The organism is Burkholderia catarinensis, from assembly GCF_001883705.2.
Taxonomy (GTDB): Bacteria; Pseudomonadota; Gammaproteobacteria; order Burkholderiales; family Burkholderiaceae; genus Burkholderia; species Burkholderia catarinensis.
This window is the reverse complement of record NZ_MDEQ02000003.1, coordinates 168833-193082: the sequence shown is the minus strand read 5'-3', so window position 1 is coordinate 193082 and position 24250 is coordinate 168833. Positions and strand designations below refer to the sequence as shown.

Sequence of the window (24250 nt, the reverse complement as noted above, 5' to 3'; positions counted from 1 at the left end):
GCTTTGGCACGGGCCGGGTGCTACCGGTCCGCACGCCACGTACCGCATGAGCGGCACGCTTGTCAGGCGCGGCTTCCGCCGCCGCCCGCTTCCGGTCGATACCGGCCGATGCCGAAAACCGGAATACGCGAAAAGCACGCCGTCGATGAAAAAACCGGCCCGAAGGCCGGTTTTCATACCGCATGCCGTATGCGGCGCTCGCGCGCCGCGCGACATCAGAAGCGGTGGATCAGGCCGACGCCTGCCGCGATCTGGTTCTGCTTCGAACCTGCGCCCACGCCGTCGCCGATCGACGTCGTTGCCGCAATGACGCCGAGCTTCGGGTTCCACGTGTTGCCGCTTGAATGCTGGTAAGCCTCAACCGCGTACAGGCCCGTACGCTTCGACAGGCTGTAGTACTGCGACAGCGTGACCTGGTGGTACTTGGCCGCGCTCGAGATACCGTTCGACTGCGTCGCCGCCGTGTACGAGTAGCCCGCCGCGAAGTCCCACTGAGCGGCTGCCTTCCAGTGCAGCACGGCGCCTGCCGTGTTGAAGATTGCCGTGTTGCGGAACGACGAACCGACGCCCGGCGTGTACTTGACGTTCGAGTACGACGCCGAAATGTCCCATGCCGGCGTGAACTGGTAGCCCGCCGTCACGGCGATGCGCTGCTGCGATTGCGCGGTGGCGTAGCCGTTGTTGATCGACGAAACTGCCGGCTGGTTACCGTCGCCCGTTGCCGTCAGGCCGTTCTGGACCGTCGAGTTCGCGCCCCACACGCCGCCGCCGAGCGTCGCGTTGTTGACCTTCTGGTAGCCGACTGCGATGCCTGCCGGGCCGTTCAGGTACTGGACCGCCGCGCTCCACGTCGAGCCGCGGTTCGTCGCGCCTGCGACGCCGCCGAACGAGTACGAACCGCCGACCGTGAAGCCGTAGAACTTCGGCGACATGTAGACGAGCGAGTTGTTCGCGCGGTAGCTGGTATCCAGCGAGTCGATATCGCCCGGGTGCGCGCCGTAGTAACCGGTCAGCCAGGTCGTCGGGCTGTACGGCGACAGCAGCGTGTAGTACGCGGTGTACTGGCGGCCGGCCGTCAGCGTACCGTAGACCGGGTTCGTCATACCGACCCATGCCTGACGCGTGAAGATGCCGTTCGTCCACTGCGACGAGCCGTTATTCGCGTTGAAGCCGGCTTCCAACTGGAAAATCGCCTTCGTGCCGCCGCCGAGATCTTCGCTGCCCTTCAGGCCGAAGCGGCTGCCAGCCCAGATGCCGGTGGCCATCTGAACCTTCGAGTGACCGCCCGTGGTCGCGCCGGTTGCCGACGAGTTGTTCTGCCAAGCGATGGCATTGTCGACGATACCGTACAGGGTCACGCTGCTCTGGGCGTGGGCGGCGGTAGCGGCTGCAAGGCCCACTGCCGTCATGGCGAAAGCGACGCGCTTTTTCATTGATTCTCCGTCCTCAAAGAATGATTTCTTTTCTGGTGTGGTTTTATGACTGACACATGTGCGAGTACATGCCGGGGGCAATTCTGACGGATTACCAACTGTTTCCCAATACGTGCAGTCGGTCATCGTATGATCGACGCAACGCGCGGGTTCACCAAACGGTTACATAACACCTGAAAACGCTTGTGCGGCGGGCCTTTCCGGCATTTCCCGGTGAAAACCCTAGCTTTACATTTTTACGGGTGCAACACGACCATCCAATGTTGTCAGACGCCTTCGGCAATAATCATCTTACAAATGCGCGATCGCAGCTGACGCCGCGATTCACGCCGCCGCGCAGGATCGCTGACATTCATGACACCCACATTTCGGGACATGAAATCATGAAAACGTTTCAGTCGGTGTGCGGGCGATCGGACGGGAACGGCCCGGCGAACGCGGGCCCGGAGGCGATGCCGGCGCCTGGCGCGCCGGCAACATTCAGTGTGATGCCTGGCGGGCAAGCCGCGCGTTCACTGCATCGGTGAGCGCGGTCATGCGCGCACGGATCGCCGTGTTCGAGCCGACGAGCGCAAGCGACGACGCCATGATCCGGTAGATGCGCTTTCTCGGCACCTTGGCCGGCCTCGCCGGATCGAGCCACGCATCGTGGCCGGCCAGCAGCTCGAGCGTTTCGAGACCGATCATGATCGGCCACAGGCACGCGAGCCGCAGCCGCACGAAGCGGCGCGGGATCGCGAGCGTATACAGGCACGCGTCGCGATACTGGTCGAGCGTCACGCGCATCAGATCGACCAGCACGCCGCGCGCACGCGCCGACGCATCGGGAGACATCAGGTCGGCGAGGCCGACCCGGTGCGCGCCCAGCACGTCCTCGGGCAGGTAGCAGCGGCCGATGCGCAGATCCTTCGCGCAGTCGCGCAGGATGTTGGTCATCTGCAGCGCCTTGCCGAAACGGATGCCCTTCTCGCGCATGTCCGGCAGGTCCCAGCCGCGCGCGGCGCGCGTGTGCATGCCCGTCATGTCGGTCCAGAACTCCCCCACGCAGCCGGCGACGAGGTACGTGTAATGGTCGAGCACGTCGCGCGTCGGCAGCGACGCGACCTGCCCCGACTGCTCGTCGGGGAACATGCGCAGGTCGAATTCCATCCCCGACGTCAGCGTCGCGACGACCTTGCGGATCGACGCGCGGTCGGCGTCCGGCTGCGCGCGCAGCAGCGCGAGCATCGGCTCCATCGAGTCGAGCAGCACATGCTCGTGCGAATCGGTCTGCATCCGCGTCACGTCCTCGAGCGAACGCGACAGCGCCGCGCCGTCACCGAGCCGCTCGATCTCGTCGCGCAGGTCGGTCAGCAGCGCCGCCCGGCGATCGGGCGCGACGAGCGCCGTGTCGGCAATCGTGTCGGCCGCGCGCGCGAGCAGGTACGCGAGGCCGACCGGGTCGCGCATGCCGTCGGGCAGCACGCGCAGCGTCAGGTAGAAGGAGCGGGAAACGTTCTTCAGCAGTTCGCCGAGCAGATAGGCGGAATCGGTATGGGTCGTCATGAGTCGGGAAAAATCGGCCGGCGCGAGCCCCGGACGCACACGGGCGCCGAGCGCCCGCGCCGGCTCGCGAGTCGCCGCATCGTCGCGCCAGTCGGGCGTCGGCCCCCGCGCGGCGATGCAAAATTCCCGCAAGTTTAGTGCATCCGGCGCGCGGCCTGCCGGAGACAGCGGGAATGCGGCGCGTGCACGGCCGCCCTGACCCGCCCTGCAGCGAGCATCGCGCCCTCAAATGAAACGGAAAGGCCAAAGTAATACATATGTAATTATTCGGTGCGACGATCGCGTCCCGATCGATTCCGCGTCGCGCAGCACGACAGCCGCACCGCCGGAGCGACCGCCCTTTTCCGACTCTCGTTTCGAAGGTTCATCGACATGCTCTTCAAGCGCCCGACCTCCCTGCGCTACGTCCCGTTCGCCTGTGCCGCCGCGTTCCTGCTCGCCGCGTGCGGCGGCGACGACGATCCGACGTCCGATCCCACGCAGCCGATTTCCGCGAAGGTCCAGGTGGTCGGCCATCGCGGCGCGAGCGCGCTGCGCCCCGAACACACGCTCGCGTCGTACCGCAAGGCGATCGAGGACGGCGCGGACATCATCGAGCCCGACCTCGTGTCGACGCGCGACGGCGTGCTCGTCGCGCGTCATGAAAACGAGATCTCGGGCACGACGAACGTGTCGGCGCTGCCGCAGTTCGCAAGCCGCAAGGCGACCAAGACGATCGACGGCGCGCAGTTGACGGGCTGGTTCACCGAGGATTTCACGCTCGCCGAGCTGAAGACGCTGCGCGCCCGCGAGCGCATTCCGCAAGTCCGCCCCGCGAACACCGCGTACAACGACCAGTTCGAGATTCCGACGTTCGACGAGATCGTCGCGCTCGCGAAGCAGATGTCCGCGCAGACCGGCCGCACGATCCACCTGTATCCGGAAACCAAGCATCCGACCTACTTCCAGTCGATCAACCTGCCGCTCGAGGACCGTCTCGTCGACGCGCTGCTGAAGGATGCGTACACGTCGCGCACGGCGACCGTCTACATCCAGTCATTCGAAGTCGCGAACCTGAAGACGATCCGCAACCGGATCAAGTCGAGCCAGCCGAACTGGAAGCTCGTGCAGCTGATGGACGAAGCCGGCCAGCGCCCGTACGACTTCGTGAAGGCGAACGACAAGCGCACCTATGGCGACCTGTCGACGCGCGACGGCATGCGCGAGATCGCGACCTATGCGAACGGTGTCGGCCCGTACAAGACGTCGATCATCGCGGTCGCCGCCGACGGCACGCTGCAGCAGCCGACGCCGTACGTGCGCTACGCGCACGAGGCCGGCCTCGTCGTGCATCCGTACACGTTCCGCCCGGAGAACAACTTCCTGCCCGCGCCGCTGAAGGACGGCGGCACGCCGGCCACGCGCAATCCGGCCGGTTCGGTGCGCGAGATCCAGGCGTACCTGCGCGCGGGCATCGACGGCTTCTTCACCGACGATCCCGCCGTCGGCCGCACGGCCGTCGATACGTTCAAGCGCTGAAACGCGCCGAACGTGTGGTGGCCGGGCGCGCCGCACTGCGTGCCGCGCCCGGCTGCGCGTCGTCGGTCAGATCACGTTGAAGTGGTGCGTGCCGTCGCGCTTCAACTGGTCGACGAGCCCGTATTCCCAGTCGAGATACGCCTGCATCGCGGCAGCCGCGTTGTCGGTGCCTTCGTACGGACGCCGGTAGCGGTCGACACGCGGTGACGCGAGGTGCGTTTCGCCGCTTTCGAGCGGCAGCCCGGCGTCGATCCATGCGGCCGTGCCGCCGGTCAGCACCGCAATGCCGGCCGAAGCCGGCAGCAGCGCGCGTGCGTCGTCCGCCGCGAACCGCGCAAGCAGGCTCGATCCGCACGTGAACACGTAGCGCTTCGCGGGCGGGATCGCCGCGAGCGCGTCGCGCAACTGCGCGCGCACGGCGAACCATGCGCCCGGGACATGGCGCTTCACGTAGTTCGCGCTGGCCGTCACGTCGACGATCGCGAGTTCGCCGGGCGCGGCCTCCTTCAGCCAGCCCGCAAGCGTCGCGGGCGATACGTCGGTCGCGGGCGGCGCCGCCGGCACGTCGCGCGGCGGCTGGCCGCGCTCGCCGAACGCCGCCGCGCCGGCCGGTTCGACAATGCGCACGTCCCAGCCCATCTGTGCGAGCCACGACGCGGTCATGTCCGCGCGCACGCCGTCGTCGTCGGCCAGCACGATCCGCGCGCCGCGCACGGCCGCATGATGGTCGGTCTCCTGCACGAGCTGGCCGCCCGGCGTGCTCAGGAAGCCCGGCAGATGGCCGGCTTCGTATTCCTCCGGCGTACGCACGTCGAAGCGGTACAGCGTGCGCCCCGGCTCGTCGAGCGTGGCGACATCCGCAAGCGCGATGCGCGGCACGCCGGCGCGTTCGGCCACCGCGCGTGCTGCCTGGCGTGCGTCGGCACGCTGCGTCGCGTCGATATCGTCCGGAAAGCGTCGCGCGGCGCCTCGCTCGAGCGTCTGGCCGGCGAGCGTCCAGCCGATCGTGCCGTTGCGCAGCGCGGCGACCGGATTCGGCAGCCCCGCGTTGACGAGCGACTGCGTGCCGATGATGCTGCGCGTGCGGCCCGCGCAGTTAACGACCACCTGCGTTTGCGGATTCGGCGCGAGCGCACGCACGCGCAGCACGAGTTCCGCGCCCGGCACGCTCGTCGAGGTCGGGATGTTCATCGTCTGGTATTCGTCGAAACGGCGCGCGTCGACGATCACGACATCGGCCTTCGCATCGATCAGCGCCTGCACTTCCTGCGCGGACAGCGACGGCGTATGCCGCTCGGCCTCGACCCATTCGCCGAACGACTTGCTCGGCACGTTCACGTCGATGAACAGTTCACCGCCCGCGGCCAGCCAGCCCGCGAGGCCGCCGTCGAGCAGCCGCACGTCGGTGTAGCCGAGCTGCGCGAGCTTCGCGGCCGCACGCGGCGCGAGATCCTCGCCGCCCGCTTCGCCGAACACGACGATCGGTGTGTCGCGGCGCGGAATCCGTGTCCACGCGTCGAGTTCGAGCTTCGACAACGGAAAGTTGGCGGCCCACAGCGGATGGCCCTGCGCGTACGGATCTTCCTCGCGTACGTCGATCAGCGCGATCTCGTCGCGGGCCAGCAGGCGTGCGCGCACGTCCTGGTACGACGCGGCGGAAAAGCGGGAAGTGGAATCGGCGGATTGCGTCACGATGTCTCTGTCTTGAATACGTTGAAGTCGGTGAAGAAAGTAGAACGGATGAATCCTGGGCCGGCCGGCGCGTGCCGGCAACCGGCCGTCCGCATCAGACGTCGCGTCAAGCGTTCGAATAGCCTGACACGAACGGCTTCACGGTGCCGTCGTCCAGGTACACCGCGCGCTCGACCGTGCCGATGTTCGCGCCGTACACGTGGATGCTGATCGATACCTGATCGGCGAAGGCATTGGTCACGCGATGGACGTCGCCGATGCGCGGCGACACGGCCTCGACCTCGCCCGGCCGCAGCCGCACGACTTCGCCCGACGGCACGGGCTTGCCCGCTGCGTCGAACCGGTACGGCTGCGAAAACTCGCCGCCGCGCAGCATCCCGATCAGCCCCCACACCGTGTGGTTGTGGATCGGCGTCGCCTGCCCGGGCCCCCACACGAAGCTGACGACCGAGAACCGCTCGTCCGGGTCGAGATTCAGCAGGTACTGCCGATAGCGCGCCGGATCGGGCTGGGCGAACGCGTCGGGCAACCAGTCGTCGTGTTCGACGAGCGTGGCGAGCAGCGCGCCGCCCTCGTCGAGAATGCGCGCCTCGTTCGCGCCGGACGCGAGCAGCGCGCCCAGACCGTCGACGAACGGACGCAGCGGCGTCTGATGCAACGAAAGCGTACTCATCGGCTGCCTCCTCGAATATGATGGATCGTCATGATGCACCCGAAAGACCATGCAGAACAAACATGAAAATTAGCGATATCGACGCTTTTGCAGCGGTCGTCCGCTGCCAGACCCTGAGCCAGGCCGCGACCGAACTCGGGATGACGCAGCCCGCGATCACGCGGCGCGTACAGAATCTCGAGGAAGCGCTCGGCGTGATCCTGCTCGACCGCAACACGAAGCCGCCGCGCCCGACCGACATCGGCCGGCAGGTATTCGAGCAGTGTCGCGCGATCCTGCGCGAGGTCGATGCGCTGCGCGAACTGACGGCCGGCGAGCAGCCGCCCGCCGGTGAATTCCGGATCGGGCTTACGCAGGGGCTCGGCGAGCTGATGCTGCCCGCGCTCATCGCGGAACTCGCCGCGCAGTGGCCCGCGCTCGCGACGCAGGTCACGACCGCGTGGGGCGGCCTGCTCGTCGAGCGCGTCGCACGCCGCGAACTCGATGCGGCGCTCGTATTCCTCGCGCGCGAGATGGTGCTGCCGGCGCAGGTCGAGGGCGTTCGGCTGCTGGCCACGCGGCTCGTCGCGGTCGGCCGCAAGGGCGACTGGCCGCGCCGCAGCTACCGGCTCGCCGATTGCCAAGCGCGCGGCTGGGTGCTCAATCCGGACGGCTGCGGCTTCCGGGCCGGCCTGCGGCGCGCGCTCGACGCGCAGGGCCTGCCGATGCCGGTCACGCTCGACACCTACGGCCGCGACCTGCAACTGCAGAGCGTCGCGAACGGCTTCGGCATCGGGCTGATGCCGCTGCCGCTCGTCGAGTGCAGCCCGCTGCGCGACGCGCTCGAGATCGTGCCGCTCGCCGATTTCAAGCCGCAGATCGATCTGTGGCTGCTGCGCCGGCACGATGCGGCCCGCCTCGACGCGCCGCTCGCGGCCGTCGCCGCGCATGCGCGCACGGCGTTTGCGTTGCCCGAACAAACGCACGGCAAGGCTGCGTAACCCTGCGGGGCGGCGCCCGCATCGCGCCGCCCGGTTTGCTCCCGCGGCAGCCCTGCGCCGCTCACGCATCGTTTCGACCGCGTTCGACCTCGTTGCGTGGCGTCCCGCCCGCCTCCGCCTTCGTTTCGCCCCGACTCGCCGCGTCAAGCGCCGCACGCCCCGCCGCCACCGCGATCGCGTCGTCCTGCGGCGTATGCACGCGGCTGCACAGCACGTCGCGATAGTGGCGTTCGAGCGGGTTGCCGCGGCTCAGCCCGTGATTGCCCGACAGCTTCAGCGCCTGCTCGACCGTACGGATCGCGTGCTCGGTCACGGTCCGCTTGACGAGGCCGCTCGTCGTGACCGGCGGCGCATCGCCCGCGTCGGTGCGCGCGATGTGATCGTCGAGCAGCACACGGTTCGCATGCAGCCAGCCCTCGATTTCGCCGACCGCCTCCTGCACGCGCGGCAACGTCGCGAGCGGCGCACCGAGCCCGCTCGGCGCGCGCGTCGTCGCGAACCCGACCAGCCAGTCGCGCGACGCGCGCGCCACCGCGTCGTACAGGCTGCCGAGCAGCGCAACCATCCACGCCTGCTGGTCGGCCTGTGCGTCGGCATCCGCATGGGTCGCGGCCGACACGGCCCACGCTTGCGGCGCGCGCACGTCGACCGCGTGATCGGCCGGCAGCCGCACGTCGTCGAACACGACCTCATGACTGCCCGACGCGCGCAGGCCCAGGTGATTCCAGCTTTCGATCACGCGGATGCGATCGCCGTCCGCATCGCGGTCGCGCGGCACGAGAAACACGCCGACCCGCGGCTCCGGCTCGTCGGTGCGCGCCCATACGGCCAGCCAGCGCAGCGCCGGAATCCCGGTGCTGTACAGCTTGTGGCCGGACAGCCGCCAGCCGTCGCCGTCGCGGCGTGCAACGGTGTCCGGCAGGCCGCCGCGCGACGGCGAACCGAGCGCGGGCTCGACGCGCAGCGCGTTGATCAGCGCGCCGTGCGCGACCGCGCTGTCGAACACCGCGCGCCGCACCGGTGCAGGCCAGCGGTTGTCGGCGCGGCCAAGCGCGCGATGCTGCAGATACGTCATCGTCAGCACCAGTGCGGTCGCCGGATCGGCCCGCGCGACGGCCGCCACGATCCGGCTCGCCTGCGCGAGCGTCGCGCCGGCGCCGCCATGCTCGCGCGGCACGACCTGCGCGATCAGCCCGGCACGATGCAGCCGCGCGAAGTTCTCGTGCGGGAAACGGCCGTCGACGTCGTTGCGGGCCGCATCGGCGGCGAGCTCCGGCGCGAGACGGTCGAGCAGCGCGGCGACACGTGCATCGTCCGCATCATCGGTGGGCAGGAGGCGCAGCGAAGGCGGCTGCAGTGACGGCGACGAAGCGGCAAGGCTGGCGGACATCGAGACGGATTCCCGGGTAGTGCGAACGCGGCAAAGGTGAAGGCAAAGGCGCAGGCGTCCATGGCGGCGAGCGATCGGCACGCGCCGCGCGATACAGCGCCAACGCGCGCCCGATCGTTCGTGAGCCCACAGCGTATGCGCAACGCGCACACGCCCAAACCATGCAAATCTGATATTCAAATCGGGATTGATTATTTCCATTCCGCATGATCCCGGCGTTAACCTGCGCTCCATTCCTGCCCGGCCGCGTGCCGGGACGTCCCAGCACCGGAGACCCAGATGAGCGTCGAATTCATCGGCATGATCCAGAGCCAGAAGCAGTCGGAAATCCACCCGCCGTCCGGCCCCGTGGTCGATCCCGACTATGTGCGCGACTTTGCCCGCGCCCACGAAACGGCCGGCTTCGACCGGATCCTCGTGCCGCATCACTCGACCGGCCCGTCGGCGACGCTGACGATCGCGTTCGCGGCGGCCGCGACCGAGCGCATCCACTTCATGCTCGCGCATCGCCCGGGCTTCACCGCGCCGACGCTCGCCGCGCGGCAGATCGCGACGCTCGACCAGTTCAGCCGCGGCCGGCTCGCCGTGCACTTCATCTCCGGCGGCTCGGACAGCGAGCAGCAGCGCGACGGCGATTTCCTCGACCACGACGCACGCTATGCGCGCACCGACGAATACCTCGGCATCCTGCGGCGAATCTGGACCGAAGCGCAGCCGTTCGATCACGACGGCGCGCACTATCGGTTCAGGCAGGGCTTTTCGGAAGTGAAACCGTTCCAGCAGCCGCATGTGCCGATCTACTTCGGCGGCGCATCGGACGCCGCGCTCGCGGTGGCCGGCAAGCACGCGGACGTCTACGCGCTGTGGGGCGAATCGCTCGACCAGGTGCGCGACCTGACGACGCGCGTGCGCGCCGAAGCCGCGCAGCACGGCCGGCAGGTGCGCTTCTCCGTGTCGTTCCGCCCGATCCTCGCCGCCACCGAGGACGAAGCGTGGGCGCGCGCGCATCGCATCCTCGACGAAACGCGCCGGCTGCGCGAGGCGGCCGGCCTCGGCGCCGGCGGCCCGCAGCAAAGCGAGGGCGCGCGCCGCCTGCTGGCCGCGGCCGACCGCGGCTCGCGCGTCGACAAGCGGCTGTGGACCGAGATCGCGAAGCTCACCGGCGCGCGCTCGAATTCGACGGCGCTCGTCGGCACGCCCGAACAGGTCGCCGAAGCGCTGCTCGACTACTACGACCTCGGCGTCACGACGTTCCTGATCCGCGGCTTCGACCCGCTCGAGGATGCGATCGACTACGGCCGAGAACTGATTCCGCGCGTGCGCCGCGCTGTCGCCATACGCGACGCCGCGCGCCGCGCGGCCTGACGCAAAGGGAGCCGCACGCCATGTCCGCCGTCCTCGCCACGCCCGTGCGCACCGCATCGGGCCTCGTGCTCGCCGAAGCGCCGCGCCAGCATTTCTGGTTCGACCCGCCCGCGCCGCGCATCGACGTCGCCGCCGAACGCCGCCACCGGCAGGAGCGGCTCGCGGCCGCGTTCCGCCTGTTCGCGCGTTTCGGCTTCGCGTCCGGCCTCGCCGGCCATATCACCGCGCGCGATCCGGAACTGCCCGATCATTTCTGGGTGAATCCGCTCGGCGTGCATTTCTCACAGATCAAGGTATCCGACCTGCTGCTCGTCAACGCGCGCGGCGAAACCGCGATCGGTTCCCGGCCGCTGAACAAGGCCGCGTTCGCGATCCATGCGGCGATCCACGAAGCCCATCCGCACGTCGTCGCCGCCGCGCATACGCATTCGACATACGGCAAGGCGTGGTCGACGCTCGGCCGCCCGCTCGATCCGCTCACGCAGGACGCGTGCGTGTTCTACGAGGATCACGCGCTGTTCGACGACTTCACGGGGATGGTCGTCGACACGAGCGAAGGCGCGCGGATCGCGCATGCACTCGCGAAACCGGACGGCGGCACGCACAAGGGCGCGATCCTGAAGAACCACGGGATCCTGACCGCCGGCCCGACGGTCGAGGCCGCCGCGTGGTGGTACATCGCGCTCGACAACGCCGCGCACACGCAGTTGCTGGCCGAAGCGGCCGGCATACCGCAGCCGATCGATCACGCGACCGCGCGCCATACGCACGGCCAGATCGGCGGCCCCGAGGGTGCGCTGCATGCATTCGACAGCCTGTTCGCACGCGTTCTCGCCGACGAACCCGACCTGCTCGACTGAGCGCCTTTCCGCAAGACCGGAGACCAGACCACATGACCCGACCCATCGCACCCGCGCCCGCGCCCGCCGGCGCGCACGACGACAAACGCCGCCGGCTGCTGCGCGCGGCCGGCGCCGCCGCGCTCGCCGCACCGGCGATCACGCTCGGCCGCAAAGCATGGTCCGCGCCGCCGCTGAAGAAGCTCACGTTCGCGTGGAACCAGAACGCGTTCTGCCTGACGCCTATCGTCGTCGCGCAGGAACGCGGCTTCTTCGAGAAAAACGGGCTGAAAGTCGACCTGATCAACTACAGCGGGTCGACCGACCAGTTGCTCGAATCGATCGCGACCGGCAAGGCCGATGCGGCGGTCGGGATGATCCACCGCTGGCTGAAGCCGCTCGAAGCCGGCTTCGACGTGAAGATCATCGGCAGCTCGCACGGCGGCTGCGTGCGGCTGATCGGCGCGAAGGCGGCCGGCGTCACGACGCTGCAGGCGCTGAAGGGCAAGACGGTCGGCGTCAGCGATCTGGCCGCGCCCGGCAAGCATTTCTTTTCGATCCTGCTCGCGAAGAACGGGATCGATCCCGAGCGCGACATCACGTGGCGGCAGTATCCGGCCGACCTGCTCGGCGTCGCGGTCGACAAGGGCGAGATCCACGCGATCGCCGACGGCGACCCGAATCTCTATCTGCTCGAAAAGCGCAGCAACGGCGCGTATGCCGAACTGGCGACGAACCTGTCCGGCGAATACGCACGCAAGGTGTGCTGCGTGATCGGCGCGCGCGGCGACCTCGTGCGCAACGACCGGCCGTCGGCCGCCGCGCTGGCGCGTTCGATCGTGCAGGCCACCGAGTTCACGCACGACAACCCGAACGAAGCCGCGAAGGTGTTCGCGAAGTATTCGCCGAAGATCAGCCCCGAGGACCTGCGCAAGCTCTACGCGACGCTCACCTACACGCATCACCCGACCAACGTCGACCTGCAGCAGGAAATCGCGTTCTATGCGGACGATTTCCGCCGCATCAGCGTGCTGAAGAAAAGCACGGACCCGCAGCGCTTTGCGCAGCAGGTCTATGCGAACGTGCTGGGGTGACGCGATGTCGACGATCGAACACGCTTCCCCCACGCGCGCCGGATCCGCCCCGGCCGCCGGCAGTGCCGCCGCGTCCGCGCGCGGCGCCTGCACGGCATGCGAAGCCACCCTGGCAGCCGTTGACCGCCGCGCCCGCATCTGGCCGACCGGCATCGCCGCCGCGCTTGCGTGGGCCGCGCTCGGCGCGCTCACGCAACTGTGGCCGAACCGCGTCGTCGGCTTCAGCGACTGGGCGTACACGGACACGTTCGGCACGGCCGCGTGGTCGATCGCCGCGCTGCTGCTCGCCGTCGCGACGCTCGGCCATCTCGTCCCCGCGACGCGCACGCGGCTCGCGCGCGCGCGGCCGGCCGGCCCGTGGCTCGTCGCGCTGCCGCTCGTGCTCGCCGCATGGGAAATCGTCACCGCGAAAACCGGCTGGCTGCCGACGCCGTTCTTCGCGCCGCCGCAGGCGCTGATCGAGGTCTACGTCGACGACTGGCCGCGCCTCGCCGGCAGCGCCGGCAATACGCTGAAGCTGCTCGCGCTCGGGTTTGCGTACGGCGTCGCGGTCGGCTTCGCGGTGGGCGTATCGATCGGCTGGTCGCGCCGGATCGGCTACTGGGTGCATCCGGTGCTGCGCGTGCTCGGCCCCGTGCCGGCCACCGCGCTGCTGCCGCTCACGTTCTACTTCTTCCCGTCTAGCTATTCGGCCGCCGCGTTCCTGATCGCGCTTGCGACCGGCTTTCCGGTCGCGGTGCTCACGTGGTCGGGCGTCGCGAGCGTCAACAAGCAGTATTACGACGTCGCGCGCACGCTCGGCGCGAACGCGCGCTTCCTCGTGCTGCGTGTCGCGATTCCGGCCGCGCTGCCGCACGTGTTCGTCGGTATTTTCATGGGGCTGAGCGCGTCGTTCACGGTGCTGGTCGTCGCCGAGATGATGGGCGTCAAGTCGGGGCTTGGCTGGTACCTGAGCTGGGCGCAGGGCTGGGCGTCGTACGTGAACATGTATGCGGCGCTGATCGTAATGGCGCTGCTGTTTTCCGGGCTGATCGCGCTGCTGTTCGCGGTGCGCGACCGCGTGCTCGCGTGGCAGAAAGGAACCGTCAAATGGTGAGCGCCGCCGTACCCGAACCGTCCGTTGCCGCCTCGCCTGCGGTCGCGGCGCCGCGCGGCGCGCGCATCGACATCCGCCGCGTGAGCCATGCGTTCGACGGCCCCGGCGGCGCGCTGCCGGTGCTCGACGACGTCACGCTGTCGGTCGCGGCCGGCGAATTCGTCGCGCTGCTCGGCCCGAGCGGCTGCGGGAAGTCGACACTGCTGCGCCTCGTCGCCGGCCTCGACGCCGCGCGGCAAGGCACGATCGCGCAGGACGGCGTACCGATCGAGCAACCCGATCCGTCGCGCATCGTCGTGTTCCAGGACCCGACGCTGTACCCGTGGCGGCGCGTGCGCGCGAACGTCGCGCTCGGCCTCGAAGCGCGCGGCGTGGCGCGCGTTTCGCAGCATCGCGTCGACGATGCGCTCGCGCGTGTCGGGCTGCAGGAATTCTCGAACGTGTTCCCGCATCAGTTGTCCGGCGGGATGGCGCAGCGTGTCGCGCTCGCCCGTGCGCTCGTCAACGATCCGCGCCTGCTGATTCTCGACGAGCCGCTCGGCAAGCTCGATTCGCTGACGCGGCTCACGATGCAGGCCGAGCTGACCGCGCTGTGGCAACGCGACGGTTTCTCCGCGCTGCTCGTCACGCACGATGTCGAGGAAGCGCTGTTCCTCGCGCAGCGCGTGATCGTGTTCGGGCCGCGTCCCGCGCGGATCCTCGCCGAATTGCGCGTCGACCTGCCCTACCCGCGCCATCGCGGCGACCCGCGCCTCGCCGAACTGCGTCACGAGGCGCTGCGGCATCTCGGACTCGATGCGAGCTGGTAGATGCGCGGTGTCGTTCGACGATGGGCCGCCGCGCGGCGGGAACGTAGCCGATGAACGCGCCGCCGTTCGCCGACTGGGCGCTCGTGTTCCTGCAAGGGCTGTATCGCGCGCAGATCGCGCTGGCGCGCGTGCTGCATGCGGCCGGGCTGACCGGCGACGCCGACGGGCAAGCCGCGTGGCCGTGGGCGCACCGCATCGCTCTCGAGACGCTGCGCATCGACGCGGGACTCACGCGGCAACTCGCATTCGCCAGCGTGGCGACGGCACTGGCCGTCGTGCTCGCCTGCATCGCGCTCGCTTCGCGCAGGCGGCGTTTCGCATTGGCGATCGCCGCGCTGGCCGTTGCCTGGTTCGCACCGTGGCCGCCGTCGTCGCTGTGGCTCTCGCCCGCCGTGCCGACCAGTTTCCAGCGCGATCCCGCGCCGTTTTCCGTATCGAACGTGGTGCGCGGCGCGCACCTGTATGCGCAGCACTGCGCGGCCTGCCACGGCGCGGACGGCCGTGGCGAAGGGCCGCTCGCGGCCACGCTCGCGCACTGGCCGCCGACCTTCGCCGGTGCGTTGCTCGCGCGTCGTCTCGACGGCGAACTGTTCTGGCGTGTCCGCCACGGCACGCGCGACGAACACGGCGCATCGACGATGCCCGGCTTCGCCGCGACGCTCGACCCGCAGGACACGTGGGCCGTGCTCGACTACCTGAAAGCGCTCGCCGCGGGCAGCGGCGCGCAGGCGGAAGGCGCGTGGCCCGTGCCCGTCCCGCTGCCGGCGCTCGACGTGCGCTGCGGCGCCGCCGCGCCTGAACCGCTCGATCGCTGGCGCGAAGGCCAGCGTCTGCGCATCGTCGCGCTCGCGCCGGGCGCGACGCCGCCGCCGGAAGACGCGCGCTGGCAGACCTTGCTCGTCACGGCGCGCGGTGTGCCCGTGCCGCCGAGCGCATCGGGCAGCACGCGCGCGAACTGCGTCGCAGCGACGCCCGATGCGTGGCTCGCGTTCGCGACGATCGCGGGTGTGGCGCCGGACGCGCTCGGCGGCACGCAACTGCTCGCCGATCGCCGCGGCTGGCTGCGGGCGCGCGCGTTGCCGGGCAGCGCCGGCTGGTCGAACGCCGACCTGCTGTGCCGTTCCGATACCGCTGCACGGCCGGCCATGCCTGTCGATAACGGCGATCCGCTGTCCGCGCTGCTGCTGCGCGTCGACACGGAACCCGTGCGCGACGTGCAGGCCGGGCTCCCGCATTGAATGAATCCCTGAACCTTTCTTCCGACCGAACTTCACGATGAATCCGACCCGACGCCATTTCCTCGCACAGGCGAGCGCCCTCGCCACGATCGCCGCAGCCCCGGCCGCACTGCGCGCGCAATCGGGCGCACGGCCGCTGCTGCGCGCGGGCGACCAGAAAGGCGGGCTGCGCGCGCTGCTCGAAGCGGCCGGCGAACTGAACGGCCTCGGATATGACATCGCGTGGACCGAGTTCCCGGCCGCCGCGCCGCTTGCCGAAGCGCTGAACGCGGCCGCCGTCGACTGCGGGCCGATCGGCGACGCGCCGGTGATCTTCGCGCTCGCATCGGGCGCACGCATCAAGGTGATCGGCGCAAACCGTTCCGATCCGTATGGCACGGCCGTGCTCGTGCGGCCCGACGCACCGCTGCAAGGCGCGGCGGACCTGAAGGGCAAGCGGATCGGCACCACGCGCGGCTCGATCGGCCATTTCGTCACGCTGAAGGCGCTCGACGCGGCCGGCCTGCCGCCCGACGCCGTGTCGTTCCGCTTCCTGCCGCCGGCCGACACGATGCTTGCGCTTGCAACCGGCTCGATCGACGCATGGGCGACCTGGGAGCCCTATACCGCGCTCGCCGAAACGAGCGGCCGTGCGCGCGTGCTCGTCAACGGCCGTGGCCTCTGGTCGGGCCTTAGCTACGTCGCGGCGACCGACGCGGCGATCGCGTCGAAGCGCGACGTATTGCACGATTTCCTGCGGCGCGTCGTGCGCGCGCAGACGTGGTCGTACCGGCATGTCGACGCGTATTCCGCGGCGCTCGCGCGCATCATCGGCATTCCGCCGGCCGCCGCGCAGCTGCAGTTCCAGCGCCGGAACACGCGCTGGCTGCCGATCGACGCGACGGTGATCGCCGAACAGCAGCGCACGGCCGATTTCTACCTGAAGGCCGGGCTGCTGCGCCGGCCGCTCGACGTGCGCACGACCTTCGACTCCGGCTTCCCGCTCGCGTAACCGGCCGCGCGGCGGTACACAGCCGCCCGAACGGCTTCGGCACGATCTGGCACAATCGCGATTCGACCACCCCGCCTTCAGCCAGCGTCATGCCAGCCATCACCGAACTCTTCGTCTACCCGATCAAATCCTGCGCCGGCATCGCGCTGTCGCGCGCGCAACTGCTCGAGACGGGCCTCGCGTACGACCGCCACTGGCTGATCACCGATCCCGACGGGCAGATGATCACGCAGCGCACGCACCCGCGCCTTGCGCTGATCCGCCCCGCGCTCGACAGCGATACGCTCGTGCTGAACGCGCCGGGCATGCGCGAGATCCGTACGCCGCTCGACGGCGACGTATCGCCCGCCACGCCGAAAATGGCCGCGACCGTCTGGCGCGACACCGTCGACGCGATCGACACGGGCGCCGAAACGGCCGCGTGGCTCACCGAATTTCTCGGCATGCCCATGAAGCTCGCACGCTTCGGGCCCGACGCGCGCCGCGGCTGCAGCCGCAAATGGACCGGCGAGATCGATACGCACACGCAGTTCGCGGACGGCTACCCGCTGCTCGTGATCGGCCAGTCGTCGCTCGACGACCTGAACACGCGGCTCGCCGCGAAAGGCGCGCCGGCGATTCCGATGAACCGCTTCCGTCCGAACATCGTCGTGTCGGATCTCGATGCGTACGAAGAGGATTTCGTCGAACACCTCGACACCGAAGCCGATGGCTCGACGCCCGTGCGGCTGCGCCTCGTGAAGCTGTGCACGCGCTGCCCGATGCCGACGATCGACCAGGTCACCGGCGCGCCCGACCCCGCATGGCCGCACGAGCCGACCGACACGATGCAGACCTATCGCGCGAACCCGAACTACGACGACGCGCTGACGTTCGGCATCAACGCGATCGTCGTCGAAGGCGCGGGCGCGTGGCTCGAAATCGGCCAGCCGGTCGAAGCGGAGATCGGGTTCGGCGATTGAGCCGGGTTCGCGGAGGGGCATAGCCTTCGCAGTCGCGAAGCAGCCGGTCCGGCGCGCAGGCCGGCGCCGTGATTCGAACCGGAACGTGCGCGGGAACGTGCATGACCGGTCGATGTTCGTCCCTGCTCGCGCTTGCGCGGCGGTGGCGCGGCGACCGAATCCTTGTCGCACGCCACACGCCATCACGCGGCGCGCAGCCCCGCCTCGTTCACCGCCGGCAGCCGGATCGTCACGACCAACCCGCCACCCGCCGCATCGGCGAGCGTCACCCTGCCCTGATGCACCCGCGCGATCTCGCGCACGATCGACAACCCGAGCCCCGTGCCTTCGACGGTCTGCGTCTTGCTGCCGCGATGGAAGCGCTCGAACACCGCGTCGCGCTCGTCCGCGGGAATCCCCGGCCCGTTGTCGATCACGTCGAGCCGCGCGTGCCCGCCGTCGCGCGACACGCGCACGGTGATCACCGCGCGGTCGCTCGCATAGCGGATCGCGTTGTCGATCAGGTTGCCGATCATCTCGCCGAGCAGGTCGGGCTGGCCGAGCACGTCGACGTCGGCGTCGTGCTCGAAGCCGAGATCGATGTCGCGCGCACGGGCCACCGGCGACCAGTCGAGCGTCACGCTGCGCGCGAGCCGGTGCAGCGCGACCGGCTTGTGCGTGACCGCATGGCCGCTGTCCGAATCGAGCCGCGACAGCGACAGCAGTTGCTGGACGATCTTCGCGGCCTGCCGCACCGCGCCGTTCGCGCGCCGCAGGTGCACGTTCGCGCGCGGCTGCTCGTCGGGCCGCAGCGCGAGCTCGACGCCGGCCTGCACGGCCGCGAGCGGCGTCTTCAGCTGATGGGCCGCATCCGCGAAGAAACGGCGCCGCGCGACCTGCATCCGCTGCGTGCGGCCGATGTACTGGTTGATCGAATCGACGAGCGGCGCCAGCTCGCTCGGCATCGCGCCGGTATCGAGCGGCGTCGTGTCGTCCTCGCTGCGCGCGGCGACCGTCGCCGACAGCCGGTTCAGCGGCCGCAGCCCGCGCCCGACGCCGAGCCACACGATCCCGAGCGCGAGCACGACGAGCAGCCCTTCCTGCAGCAGTGAACCGATCAGGATCTCGCGCGCGAGCGCCTGGCGCGCCTCGATCGTCTCGCCGACCATCACCCACACGATGCGCGACTGCGCGGTCGGCACGTCGTGCACCGGGATGCGCAGCGCGGCCATCCGCAACTGCTCGCCGCGATACACGACGTCGTAGTAGCGCGTGACGAACAGCGCGCCGTCGCCCGCGTCGCGCCCTTGCGGCAGCGGCAGGTCCGGGTAGCCGGTGATCGTGTGGCCGTTGTCCTCGCGGATCAGGTAGTAGACCTTGCCGCCGTCGCTCGATTCGAGCATTTCGAGCGCGAGATACGGCAGGTCGACCTCGATCTCGCCGTCGTTGAGCCGCACGCCTTCGCGGATCGACTTCAGCGACGACGACAGCGTGCGGTCGAACGCGACGTGCGCGGCGCTCATCGCGCGCTGGTACGTGAGCCACGAATCGAGCGCGAGCAGACCGAGCAACGGCAGCAGCAGCCACAGCGCGACCTGCGTGCGCAGGTTCGGGCGGGTCATTCCACTGCCTTCGCTTCGAGCAAATAACCCAGCCCGCGCAGCGTGACGATCGCGACGCCCGTGTTTTCCAGCTTCTTGCGCAGCCGGTACACGTAGATCTCGATCGCATCGGCGTTGACCGACTCGTCGAGCCCGAAGATCTTCTCCGACAGCGTGTCCTTGTTGATCGCGCGGCCGTTGCGCAGGATCAGCACCTCGAGCACCGAGCGCTCGCGCGGCGTGAGCGACAGCGGCTCGCCCGCGAGGTTGAAGCTGCGGTCGATACTGTCATACGAAAGCGGCCCGCATTCGACCCGCGAATGCTCGTGGCCGAGGCTGCGCCGGATCAGCGCGCGGGCGCGCGCCTCCAGCTCGGTCAGCTCGAACGGTTTCGCGAGATAGTCGTCGGCGCCGAGATCGAGCCCCTTCACGCGGTCCTCCACCGACCCGTGCGCGGTGAGAATCAGCACCGGCACCGGATTGCGGCGCGCGCGCAGCCGCCGCAGCACCTCCAGCCCGTCGAGCTTCGGCAGCCCAAGATCGAGGATCACCAGCGCGTAATCCTGCGTGCGCAGCACGTGATCCGCCGCCTCGCCGTCCGCCATGTGATCGACCGCGAAGCGCGCGGCGCTCAACGCGTCGTTCAGCGACTGGGCCAGGTTCGGATTGTCTTCGACGAGCAGCACACGCATGGGGATTCCGGTAAGGTCAGCGACAGGCCGCTACATTACATGATCCTTTCCATGTCGACGCCTCGCGGAAACACCGGTTGTGCGGTCCCTGCGAACGCGCGACGCGACGCGCCACCCGGTCGAGCGTCGCTCATCGCTCCGCAGCGGGACGTTTCCCCGTCGCGAAACGCGAACCGCCGGCAACGCTCCGTTCGCGCAGACCGACCACCACCGCCAGGAACGCGACGCTCGCGCCAACCGTGACGGCAATCATCGGGCGGGCCGTGCCGTCCGACAGCCACGCCAGCACGCCGCCGCACGCGGCCGTGATCGCCATCTGGATAAAGAAGAACAGTCCCGACGCCGTGCCGGCAATCTTCGTGTACGGCTGCATCACCGCAAACTGGCAGGCCGGGATCGCGATCCCGACGGCAATCATCACGAAGAACATCGGCACGACGAGGGCCGCCACCGCAGCGGGGGCGGCAGCGCCTGCGCCCCACAGCACGGCGGCGCCGGCCAGATTGACGCCTGCCGCCGCCGCGATGACCGAATCGGCTTTCCAGCGGCCACTGGCCCGCGCGAACACGCTCGAGCCGATCAGGTAACCGAGCACGGTCACGCCGAAGATCGCCGCATAGACCGGGCCCGACACCCCGATTTGCCGCTGGAACAGCGTCGACGATTCCGCGATGAACGGATAGTACGTGCAGTAAGCGAAGCTGATCGCCAGCGAGTAGCGCAGGAAACGGCGGTCGCGCAGCAGGCCTGCGTAGGTCCGCAGGAGCCCGGGGCCGGGCTGCGGCCGCGCGTCGCGTTCGCGGGTCTCGGGCAGGTAGCGCAGCACCATCGCGGTCGCGACCAGCCCGCCCGCCGCCAGCCATCCGAACACGCCGCGCCAGCCGAGCCACTCGGCAATCGCACTGCCTGCCAGCGGCGCAATCACCGGCGACAGCGCCATGCCGGCCGAAATATGGCCGAGCATCGTGGCCTGCGTCGCGGCCGGAAAGCGCTCGCGCACGATCACGCGCCCGATCACGGTGCCGCTGCAGCCGCCCAGCGCCTGGAACACGCGCGCGGCGATCAGCGCCGGAATGCTGGTCGACAACGCACAGGCCACGCTCGCGACGACGTAAAGGCACAGGCCGCCGACGAGCACGGGACGACGGCCGTAGCGGTCGGACAACGGCCCCGACACCAGCATCGACAGCGCATAGCCGACCATGTAGAGGGTCAGCGTGAGCTGCAACTGGGCATCGGTGCCATGCAGCGCGTCCGCCATCGCGGGCAGCGACGGCAGGTACGCATCGATCGTGACGCGCGGCAGGCACACGACGAGCATCAACAGGAACAGCCAGCCCCGCTGGGGCAAGGAACGCGTCTTCATGCGGTAAGTCCGTTTCGGTCGGATGGGTGTGGTCGACAGCAATCTAAGGGGAAAGTGATATAAGCTGAAGGACCATTAAATTGAATATCGACTGGACCACTATGCCGCGAGGCAAAGCCGCGATTCCGCTTGATCTGCCGTGCCCTTCCGGCCTGACGACCGGCAGCCCGCAGTCGAAGCAGGAGTGCATTGCCGACGCGATTCGCGACGCGATCCTGAAGCGCCTGCTGCCCGGCGACAGCCCGCTGCCGTCGAGCCGGACCCTGGCCGCGCGCTGGGGCATCGCACGGGGAACCGTCGAAGCGGCATACGACCGGTTGTGCTCCGAGGGCTACATCGCACGCACGCGAGGTGCCGGGTCGAGGGTCTGCGCGGTGGTGCCGGACAGCTATCTGCGCGCGGCCGCGCAGTCGCGCGACGGCGGCCCGACTCGCACCGCCGCGCCCCCGGCGCCGGCCGACACGGCCGAGCCGGAGCATGGCGTGCGTCCGGGCGTCCCGTTCGTCGCGCGGCTCGCCGATCCCGGCCTGCTGCCGATGCAGCAATGGAAGAAGGCGCTCGGGGCGAGCCTGCTCGCCGCGACGGCAAACGACCTCGGGGCAACGCCCGCGCAAGGCGTCGAAGGGCTGCGCGACGAAATCGCCGCGTATCTGCGGGAATACCGCGGCATCCCGTGCGAGGCCGGCGACATCTTCATCACGACCGGCATCCGGCATTCGATCGATCTCGTCGCGCGAACCCTGCTCGCGCCCGGCTCGACGGTGCTGATGGAAGATCCCGGCTATGCGTCGGCCTGGCAGATTTTCACGATCGCGGGCGCGACCGTGATCGACGTGCCGGTCGATCGCGAAGGGATCGACACGGCGTCGCTGGACCGCTATCCCGATGCGCGCGCCGCCTACGTGACGCCCGCCCATCAGGCGCCGCTAGGCATCACGATGTCGGTGTCGCGCCGGCTCGAACTGCTCGACTGGGCGCAGCGCAACCGCGCGTGGATCATCGAAGACGACTACGACGGCGAATTCAGCTACCAGACCGCCCCGCTGCCTGCGCTGAAATCGCTCGACGCGTGCGATCGCGTGATCTACTGCGGCTCGTTCAACAAGACGCTGTTCTCGGGGCTGCGCATCGGCTTCATGGTCATGCCGGCGGAACTGCGGCCGGCGCTGTCGGCCGTGTGGCACGCGACCGCGCGCTCGGTCGGCGCGGCGCCCCAGCTTGCGCTGGCCCGCTTCATCGGCCACGGCGATTTTGCGAAGCACCTGCGCGCCTGCCGCCACGCGTACCGGCAGCGGCGCGACATCGTGCTCGATCAGTTGGCGAAGCACGCCGGCGGACCGTACGCGGTGTCCGGCGAGCACGCGGGCTTTCATTTCGTGCTGTGGCTGCCGCCCGGAATGGACGACGCGTCCTATGTCGCGCAGGCCCATGCGGCCGGCATCGCATTGCAGCCGATCCGCGAATTCTGCCGAAGCGCCCGGTGCGAAGCGGGCGTCGTCATCGGGTACGCCGCACTGACAGCCGCGCACGCGCGGCATGGCGGCCGAATCCTCGGCAAGCTGCTGGCGCAACCCGCGTAGCCGCCGTTGCCATCGTTGCCGCGCTTGGCGGCGACTCGCTTCCCTGGCTTGTCAAACCGTGCCGCGGGCCGCGAAACCCGCGGCCGCCGCCGCTTCGACTCCGGGAAATCCATGACACAAACGACACGATTGTGAACGGAAATGAAAGCAGGCTGAAAGTGCCCCGCAATTAACATCCGCGTCACTCGAACAACACCTATACGTAACTGGAGGAAGACATGCCGTTTGCACCGAAGCACCTCGCCACCGCGCTGGCGGTCGCTCTGGGCACTGCCGCCGGCAACGCCGCCGCGCAGGTTCCGGCCGGCTATCCGGGTAGCTACCAGGGCGTGATCGACGCCGCGAAGAAGGAAGGCAAGCTGATCGTCTACTCGACGACCGACACGGGCCTCGTGCGTCCGCTGATCAAGGATTTCGAAAGCCTGTACGGCGTCAAGGTCGAGTACAACGACATGAACAGCACCGAGCTGTACAACCGCTACATCAGCGAGAACGCGGCGAGCAGCACGAGCGCCGACGTGCTGTGGAGCTCGGCGATGGACCTGCAGGTCAAGCTCGTCAACGACGGCCTGATGGCCCCGTACGACTCGCCCGAAAGCGCGAACGTGCCGCAGTGGGCGCAATACCAGAAGCTGGCGTACGGCACGACGTTCGAGCCGCTCGCGATCGTCTACAACAAGCGCCTGATCCCCGAGAACGAAGTGCCGACGACGCGCGCCGACCTGATCAAGCTGCTCACCACGCAGGCCGACAAGTTCAAGGGCAAGGTCACGACCTACGACATCGAGAAATCGGGCGTCGGCTTCAACAGCCTGACTCAGGATGCGCACGTGAACGAGAAGGTCACGTGGGAGCTCGTGAAGGCGATCGGCGCGACCGGCCCGAAGCTGCAGTCGAGCACGGGCGCGATGATGGAGCGGATCTCGTCGGGCGAGAACCTGATCGGCTACAACATCATCGGTTCGTATGCGTATGCGAAGGCGAAGAAGGACAAGTCGATCGGCTATGTGTTTCCGAAGGACTACACGCAGATCGTGAGCCGCCTCGCCACGGTCTCGAAGAAGGCGAAGAACCCGAACGCCGCGAAGCTGTGGGTCGACTATCTGCTGTCCAAGCGCGGCCAGACGCTGATCGCTAACCAGGCGAACCTGTACGCGATCCGCACGGACGTGATCGGCGAAACGTCGGCCGCGAGCCTCACGAAGGAACTCGGCGATTCGCTGAAGCCGATCCCGATCGGCACCGGCCTGCTCGTCTATCTCGACCAGTCGAAGCGGCTTGCCTTCCTGAAGCAATGGCAGCAGGCGATCAAGCGCTGAGCCGCTGACCTCAGGCCGCCCGCCGCACATCGCGCGGGCGGCCCCTTCCCCTTACCGACTTCCTAGAGGCGGCCATCCGGATGGCCGC

At 69.1% G+C, this 24250-nt stretch carries 20 protein-coding genes; 12 read left to right on the top strand and 8 right to left on the bottom strand.

The genetic code is table 11. The features are described 5' to 3' along the window. Positions 1–215: 215 nt before the first annotated feature. Together BFF94_RS06140 and BFF94_RS06135 are read right to left on the bottom strand one after the other, a co-directional pair. On the bottom strand, positions 216–1433 hold the full coding sequence (locus BFF94_RS06140) for a porin (protein WP_128843135.1): 1218 nt from the start codon (positions 1431–1433) through the stop codon (positions 216–218). Positions 1434–1913: 480 nt separating this feature from the next. Continuing rightward, complete coding sequence (locus BFF94_RS06135) at positions 1914–2978, bottom strand: phytoene/squalene synthase family protein (RefSeq protein WP_128843136.1); 1065 nt, start codon at positions 2976–2978, stop codon at positions 1914–1916. A gap of 372 nt (positions 2979–3350) precedes the next feature. Between BFF94_RS06135 and BFF94_RS06130 the strand changes: the two genes are divergently transcribed. Beyond that, positions 3351–4496 carry a glycerophosphodiester phosphodiesterase gene (locus BFF94_RS06130; RefSeq protein ID WP_128843137.1) on the top strand — a complete coding sequence of 382 codons (1146 nt, stop codon included), beginning with the start codon at positions 3351–3353 and terminating at the stop codon, positions 4494–4496. 66 nt (positions 4497–4562) lie between these two features. Here the strand turns inward: BFF94_RS06130 and BFF94_RS06125 are convergent, their stop codons facing one another. Both BFF94_RS06125 and BFF94_RS06120 read right to left on the bottom strand, forming a co-directional pair. Further along, the gene (locus tag BFF94_RS06125) at positions 4563–6188 is read right to left on the bottom strand and encodes a rhodanese-related sulfurtransferase (RefSeq protein WP_219139099.1); all 1626 of its coding nucleotides are present in this window, start codon (positions 6186–6188) and stop codon (positions 4563–4565) included. A gap of 106 nt (positions 6189–6294) precedes the next feature. After that, complete coding sequence (locus tag BFF94_RS06120) at positions 6295–6861, bottom strand: cysteine dioxygenase family protein (RefSeq protein WP_128846606.1); 567 nt, start codon at positions 6859–6861, stop codon at positions 6295–6297. A 62-nt stretch (positions 6862–6923) separates the two neighbouring features. Between BFF94_RS06120 and BFF94_RS06115 the strand changes: the two genes are divergently transcribed. Then, entirely contained in the window at positions 6924–7841 is a 918-nt protein-coding gene (locus BFF94_RS06115) for a LysR family transcriptional regulator (protein WP_128846608.1), read from the top strand. Positions 7842–7902: 61 nt separating this feature from the next. Here the strand turns inward: BFF94_RS06115 and BFF94_RS06110 are convergent, their stop codons facing one another. After that, positions 7903–9231, bottom strand: a complete 1329-nt coding sequence (locus BFF94_RS06110; protein WP_219139098.1) for an acyl-CoA dehydrogenase family protein — start codon at positions 9229–9231, stop codon at positions 7903–7905. 279 nt (positions 9232–9510) lie between these two features. On the opposite strand from BFF94_RS06110, the gene BFF94_RS06105 reads away from it, so the two are divergent. The 8 genes from BFF94_RS06105 to BFF94_RS06070 all read left to right on the top strand — a co-directional run bounded on the left by BFF94_RS06105 (position 9511) and on the right by BFF94_RS06070 (position 17625). After that, positions 9511–10596: an LLM class flavin-dependent oxidoreductase gene (locus BFF94_RS06105; protein ID WP_219139097.1), complete on the top strand. Its 1086-nt coding sequence runs from the start codon at positions 9511–9513 to the stop codon at positions 10594–10596. A 20-nt stretch (positions 10597–10616) separates the two neighbouring features. Beyond that, positions 10617–11456 (top strand): class II aldolase/adducin family protein, encoded by an 840-nt coding sequence (locus tag BFF94_RS06100; protein ID WP_219139096.1) that lies wholly within the window; start codon positions 10617–10619, stop codon positions 11454–11456. A gap of 32 nt (positions 11457–11488) precedes the next feature. After that, complete coding sequence (locus BFF94_RS06095; RefSeq protein WP_219139095.1) at positions 11489–12529, top strand: ABC transporter substrate-binding protein; 1041 nt, start codon at positions 11489–11491, stop codon at positions 12527–12529. Between the two features lie 4 nt (positions 12530–12533). Next, the gene (locus BFF94_RS06090; protein WP_219139094.1) at positions 12534–13625 is read left to right on the top strand and encodes an ABC transporter permease; all 1092 of its coding nucleotides are present in this window, start codon (positions 12534–12536) and stop codon (positions 13623–13625) included. After that, positions 13619–14434 carry an ABC transporter ATP-binding protein gene (locus tag BFF94_RS06085; RefSeq protein ID WP_219139093.1) on the top strand — a complete coding sequence of 272 codons (816 nt, stop codon included), beginning with the start codon at positions 13619–13621 and terminating at the stop codon, positions 14432–14434. The genes BFF94_RS06090 and BFF94_RS06085 overlap by 7 nt, the downstream gene beginning before the upstream one ends. A gap of 50 nt (positions 14435–14484) precedes the next feature. Continuing rightward, a complete protein-coding gene (locus BFF94_RS06080) occupies positions 14485–15672 on the top strand; it encodes a c-type cytochrome (protein WP_219139092.1) in 1188 nt (395 codons plus the stop codon). A gap of 37 nt (positions 15673–15709) precedes the next feature. Then, the gene (locus BFF94_RS06075) at positions 15710–16663 is read left to right on the top strand and encodes an ABC transporter substrate-binding protein (protein ID WP_128849972.1); all 954 of its coding nucleotides are present in this window, start codon (positions 15710–15712) and stop codon (positions 16661–16663) included. 89 nt (positions 16664–16752) lie between these two features. Beyond that, on the top strand, positions 16753–17625 hold the full coding sequence (locus BFF94_RS06070) for an MOSC domain-containing protein (RefSeq protein ID WP_128849974.1): 873 nt from the start codon (positions 16753–16755) through the stop codon (positions 17623–17625). Positions 17626–17807: 182 nt separating this feature from the next. Here the strand turns inward: BFF94_RS06070 and BFF94_RS06065 are convergent, their stop codons facing one another. The 3 genes from BFF94_RS06065 to BFF94_RS06055 all read right to left on the bottom strand — a co-directional run bounded on the left by BFF94_RS06065 (position 17808) and on the right by BFF94_RS06055 (position 21263). Continuing rightward, positions 17808–19226: a sensor histidine kinase gene (locus BFF94_RS06065; RefSeq protein WP_128849976.1), complete on the bottom strand. Its 1419-nt coding sequence runs from the start codon at positions 19224–19226 to the stop codon at positions 17808–17810. Continuing rightward, positions 19223–19897: a response regulator gene (locus BFF94_RS06060; protein WP_128849978.1), complete on the bottom strand. Its 675-nt coding sequence runs from the start codon at positions 19895–19897 to the stop codon at positions 19223–19225. Before BFF94_RS06060 ends, BFF94_RS06065 begins: the two co-directional genes overlap by 4 nt. 130 nt (positions 19898–20027) lie before the next feature. Then, positions 20028–21263, bottom strand: coding sequence for a multidrug effflux MFS transporter (locus tag BFF94_RS06055; RefSeq protein ID WP_219139091.1), 1236 nt, complete (start codon positions 21261–21263; stop codon positions 20028–20030). Positions 21264–21364: 101 nt separating this feature from the next. Here BFF94_RS06055 and pdxR point away from each other — a divergent pair, with 101 nt between their 5' ends. Continuing rightward, entirely contained in the window at positions 21365–22843 is a 1479-nt protein-coding gene (gene pdxR / locus BFF94_RS06050) for a MocR-like pyridoxine biosynthesis transcription factor PdxR (protein WP_128849980.1), read from the top strand. Between the two features lie 218 nt (positions 22844–23061). Continuing rightward, complete coding sequence (locus BFF94_RS06045; protein ID WP_128849983.1) at positions 23062–24162, top strand: ABC transporter substrate-binding protein; 1101 nt, start codon at positions 23062–23064, stop codon at positions 24160–24162. Positions 24163–24250: the final 88 nt, after the last annotated feature.

Coding starts and splice junctions, on each gene's coding strand:
- BFF94_RS06140 (WP_128843135.1), bottom strand. CDS start 1,433: ATGAAAAAGCGCGTCGCTTTCGCCATGACGGCAGTGGGCCTTGCAGCC.
- BFF94_RS06135 (WP_128843136.1), bottom strand. CDS start 2,978: ATGACGACCCATACCGATTCCGCCTATCTGCTCGGCGAACTGCTGAAG.
- BFF94_RS06130 (WP_128843137.1), top strand. CDS start 3,351: ATGCTCTTCAAGCGCCCGACCTCCCTGCGCTACGTCCCGTTCGCCTGT.
- BFF94_RS06120 (WP_128846606.1), bottom strand. CDS start 6,861: ATGAGTACGCTTTCGTTGCATCAGACGCCGCTGCGTCCGTTCGTCGAC.
- BFF94_RS06115 (WP_128846608.1), top strand. CDS start 6,924: ATGAAAATTAGCGATATCGACGCTTTTGCAGCGGTCGTCCGCTGCCAG.
- BFF94_RS06110 (WP_219139098.1), bottom strand. CDS start 9,231: ATGTCCGCCAGCCTTGCCGCTTCGTCGCCGTCACTGCAGCCGCCTTCG.
- BFF94_RS06105 (WP_219139097.1), top strand. CDS start 9,511: ATGAGCGTCGAATTCATCGGCATGATCCAGAGCCAGAAGCAGTCGGAA.
- BFF94_RS06100 (WP_219139096.1), top strand. CDS start 10,617: ATGTCCGCCGTCCTCGCCACGCCCGTGCGCACCGCATCGGGCCTCGTG.
- BFF94_RS06095 (WP_219139095.1), top strand. CDS start 11,489: ATGACCCGACCCATCGCACCCGCGCCCGCGCCCGCCGGCGCGCACGAC.
- BFF94_RS06090 (WP_219139094.1), top strand. CDS start 12,534: ATGTCGACGATCGAACACGCTTCCCCCACGCGCGCCGGATCCGCCCCG.
- BFF94_RS06085 (WP_219139093.1), top strand. CDS start 13,619: ATGGTGAGCGCCGCCGTACCCGAACCGTCCGTTGCCGCCTCGCCTGCG.
- BFF94_RS06080 (WP_219139092.1), top strand. CDS start 14,485: ATGAACGCGCCGCCGTTCGCCGACTGGGCGCTCGTGTTCCTGCAAGGG.
- BFF94_RS06075 (WP_128849972.1), top strand. CDS start 15,710: ATGAATCCGACCCGACGCCATTTCCTCGCACAGGCGAGCGCCCTCGCC.
- BFF94_RS06070 (WP_128849974.1), top strand. CDS start 16,753: ATGCCAGCCATCACCGAACTCTTCGTCTACCCGATCAAATCCTGCGCC.
- BFF94_RS06065 (WP_128849976.1), bottom strand. CDS start 19,226: ATGACCCGCCCGAACCTGCGCACGCAGGTCGCGCTGTGGCTGCTGCTG.
- BFF94_RS06060 (WP_128849978.1), bottom strand. CDS start 19,897: ATGCGTGTGCTGCTCGTCGAAGACAATCCGAACCTGGCCCAGTCGCTG.
- BFF94_RS06055 (WP_219139091.1), bottom strand. CDS start 21,263: ATGAAGACGCGTTCCTTGCCCCAGCGGGGCTGGCTGTTCCTGTTGATG.
- pdxR (WP_128849980.1), top strand. CDS start 21,365: ATGCCGCGAGGCAAAGCCGCGATTCCGCTTGATCTGCCGTGCCCTTCC.
- BFF94_RS06045 (WP_128849983.1), top strand. CDS start 23,062: ATGCCGTTTGCACCGAAGCACCTCGCCACCGCGCTGGCGGTCGCTCTG.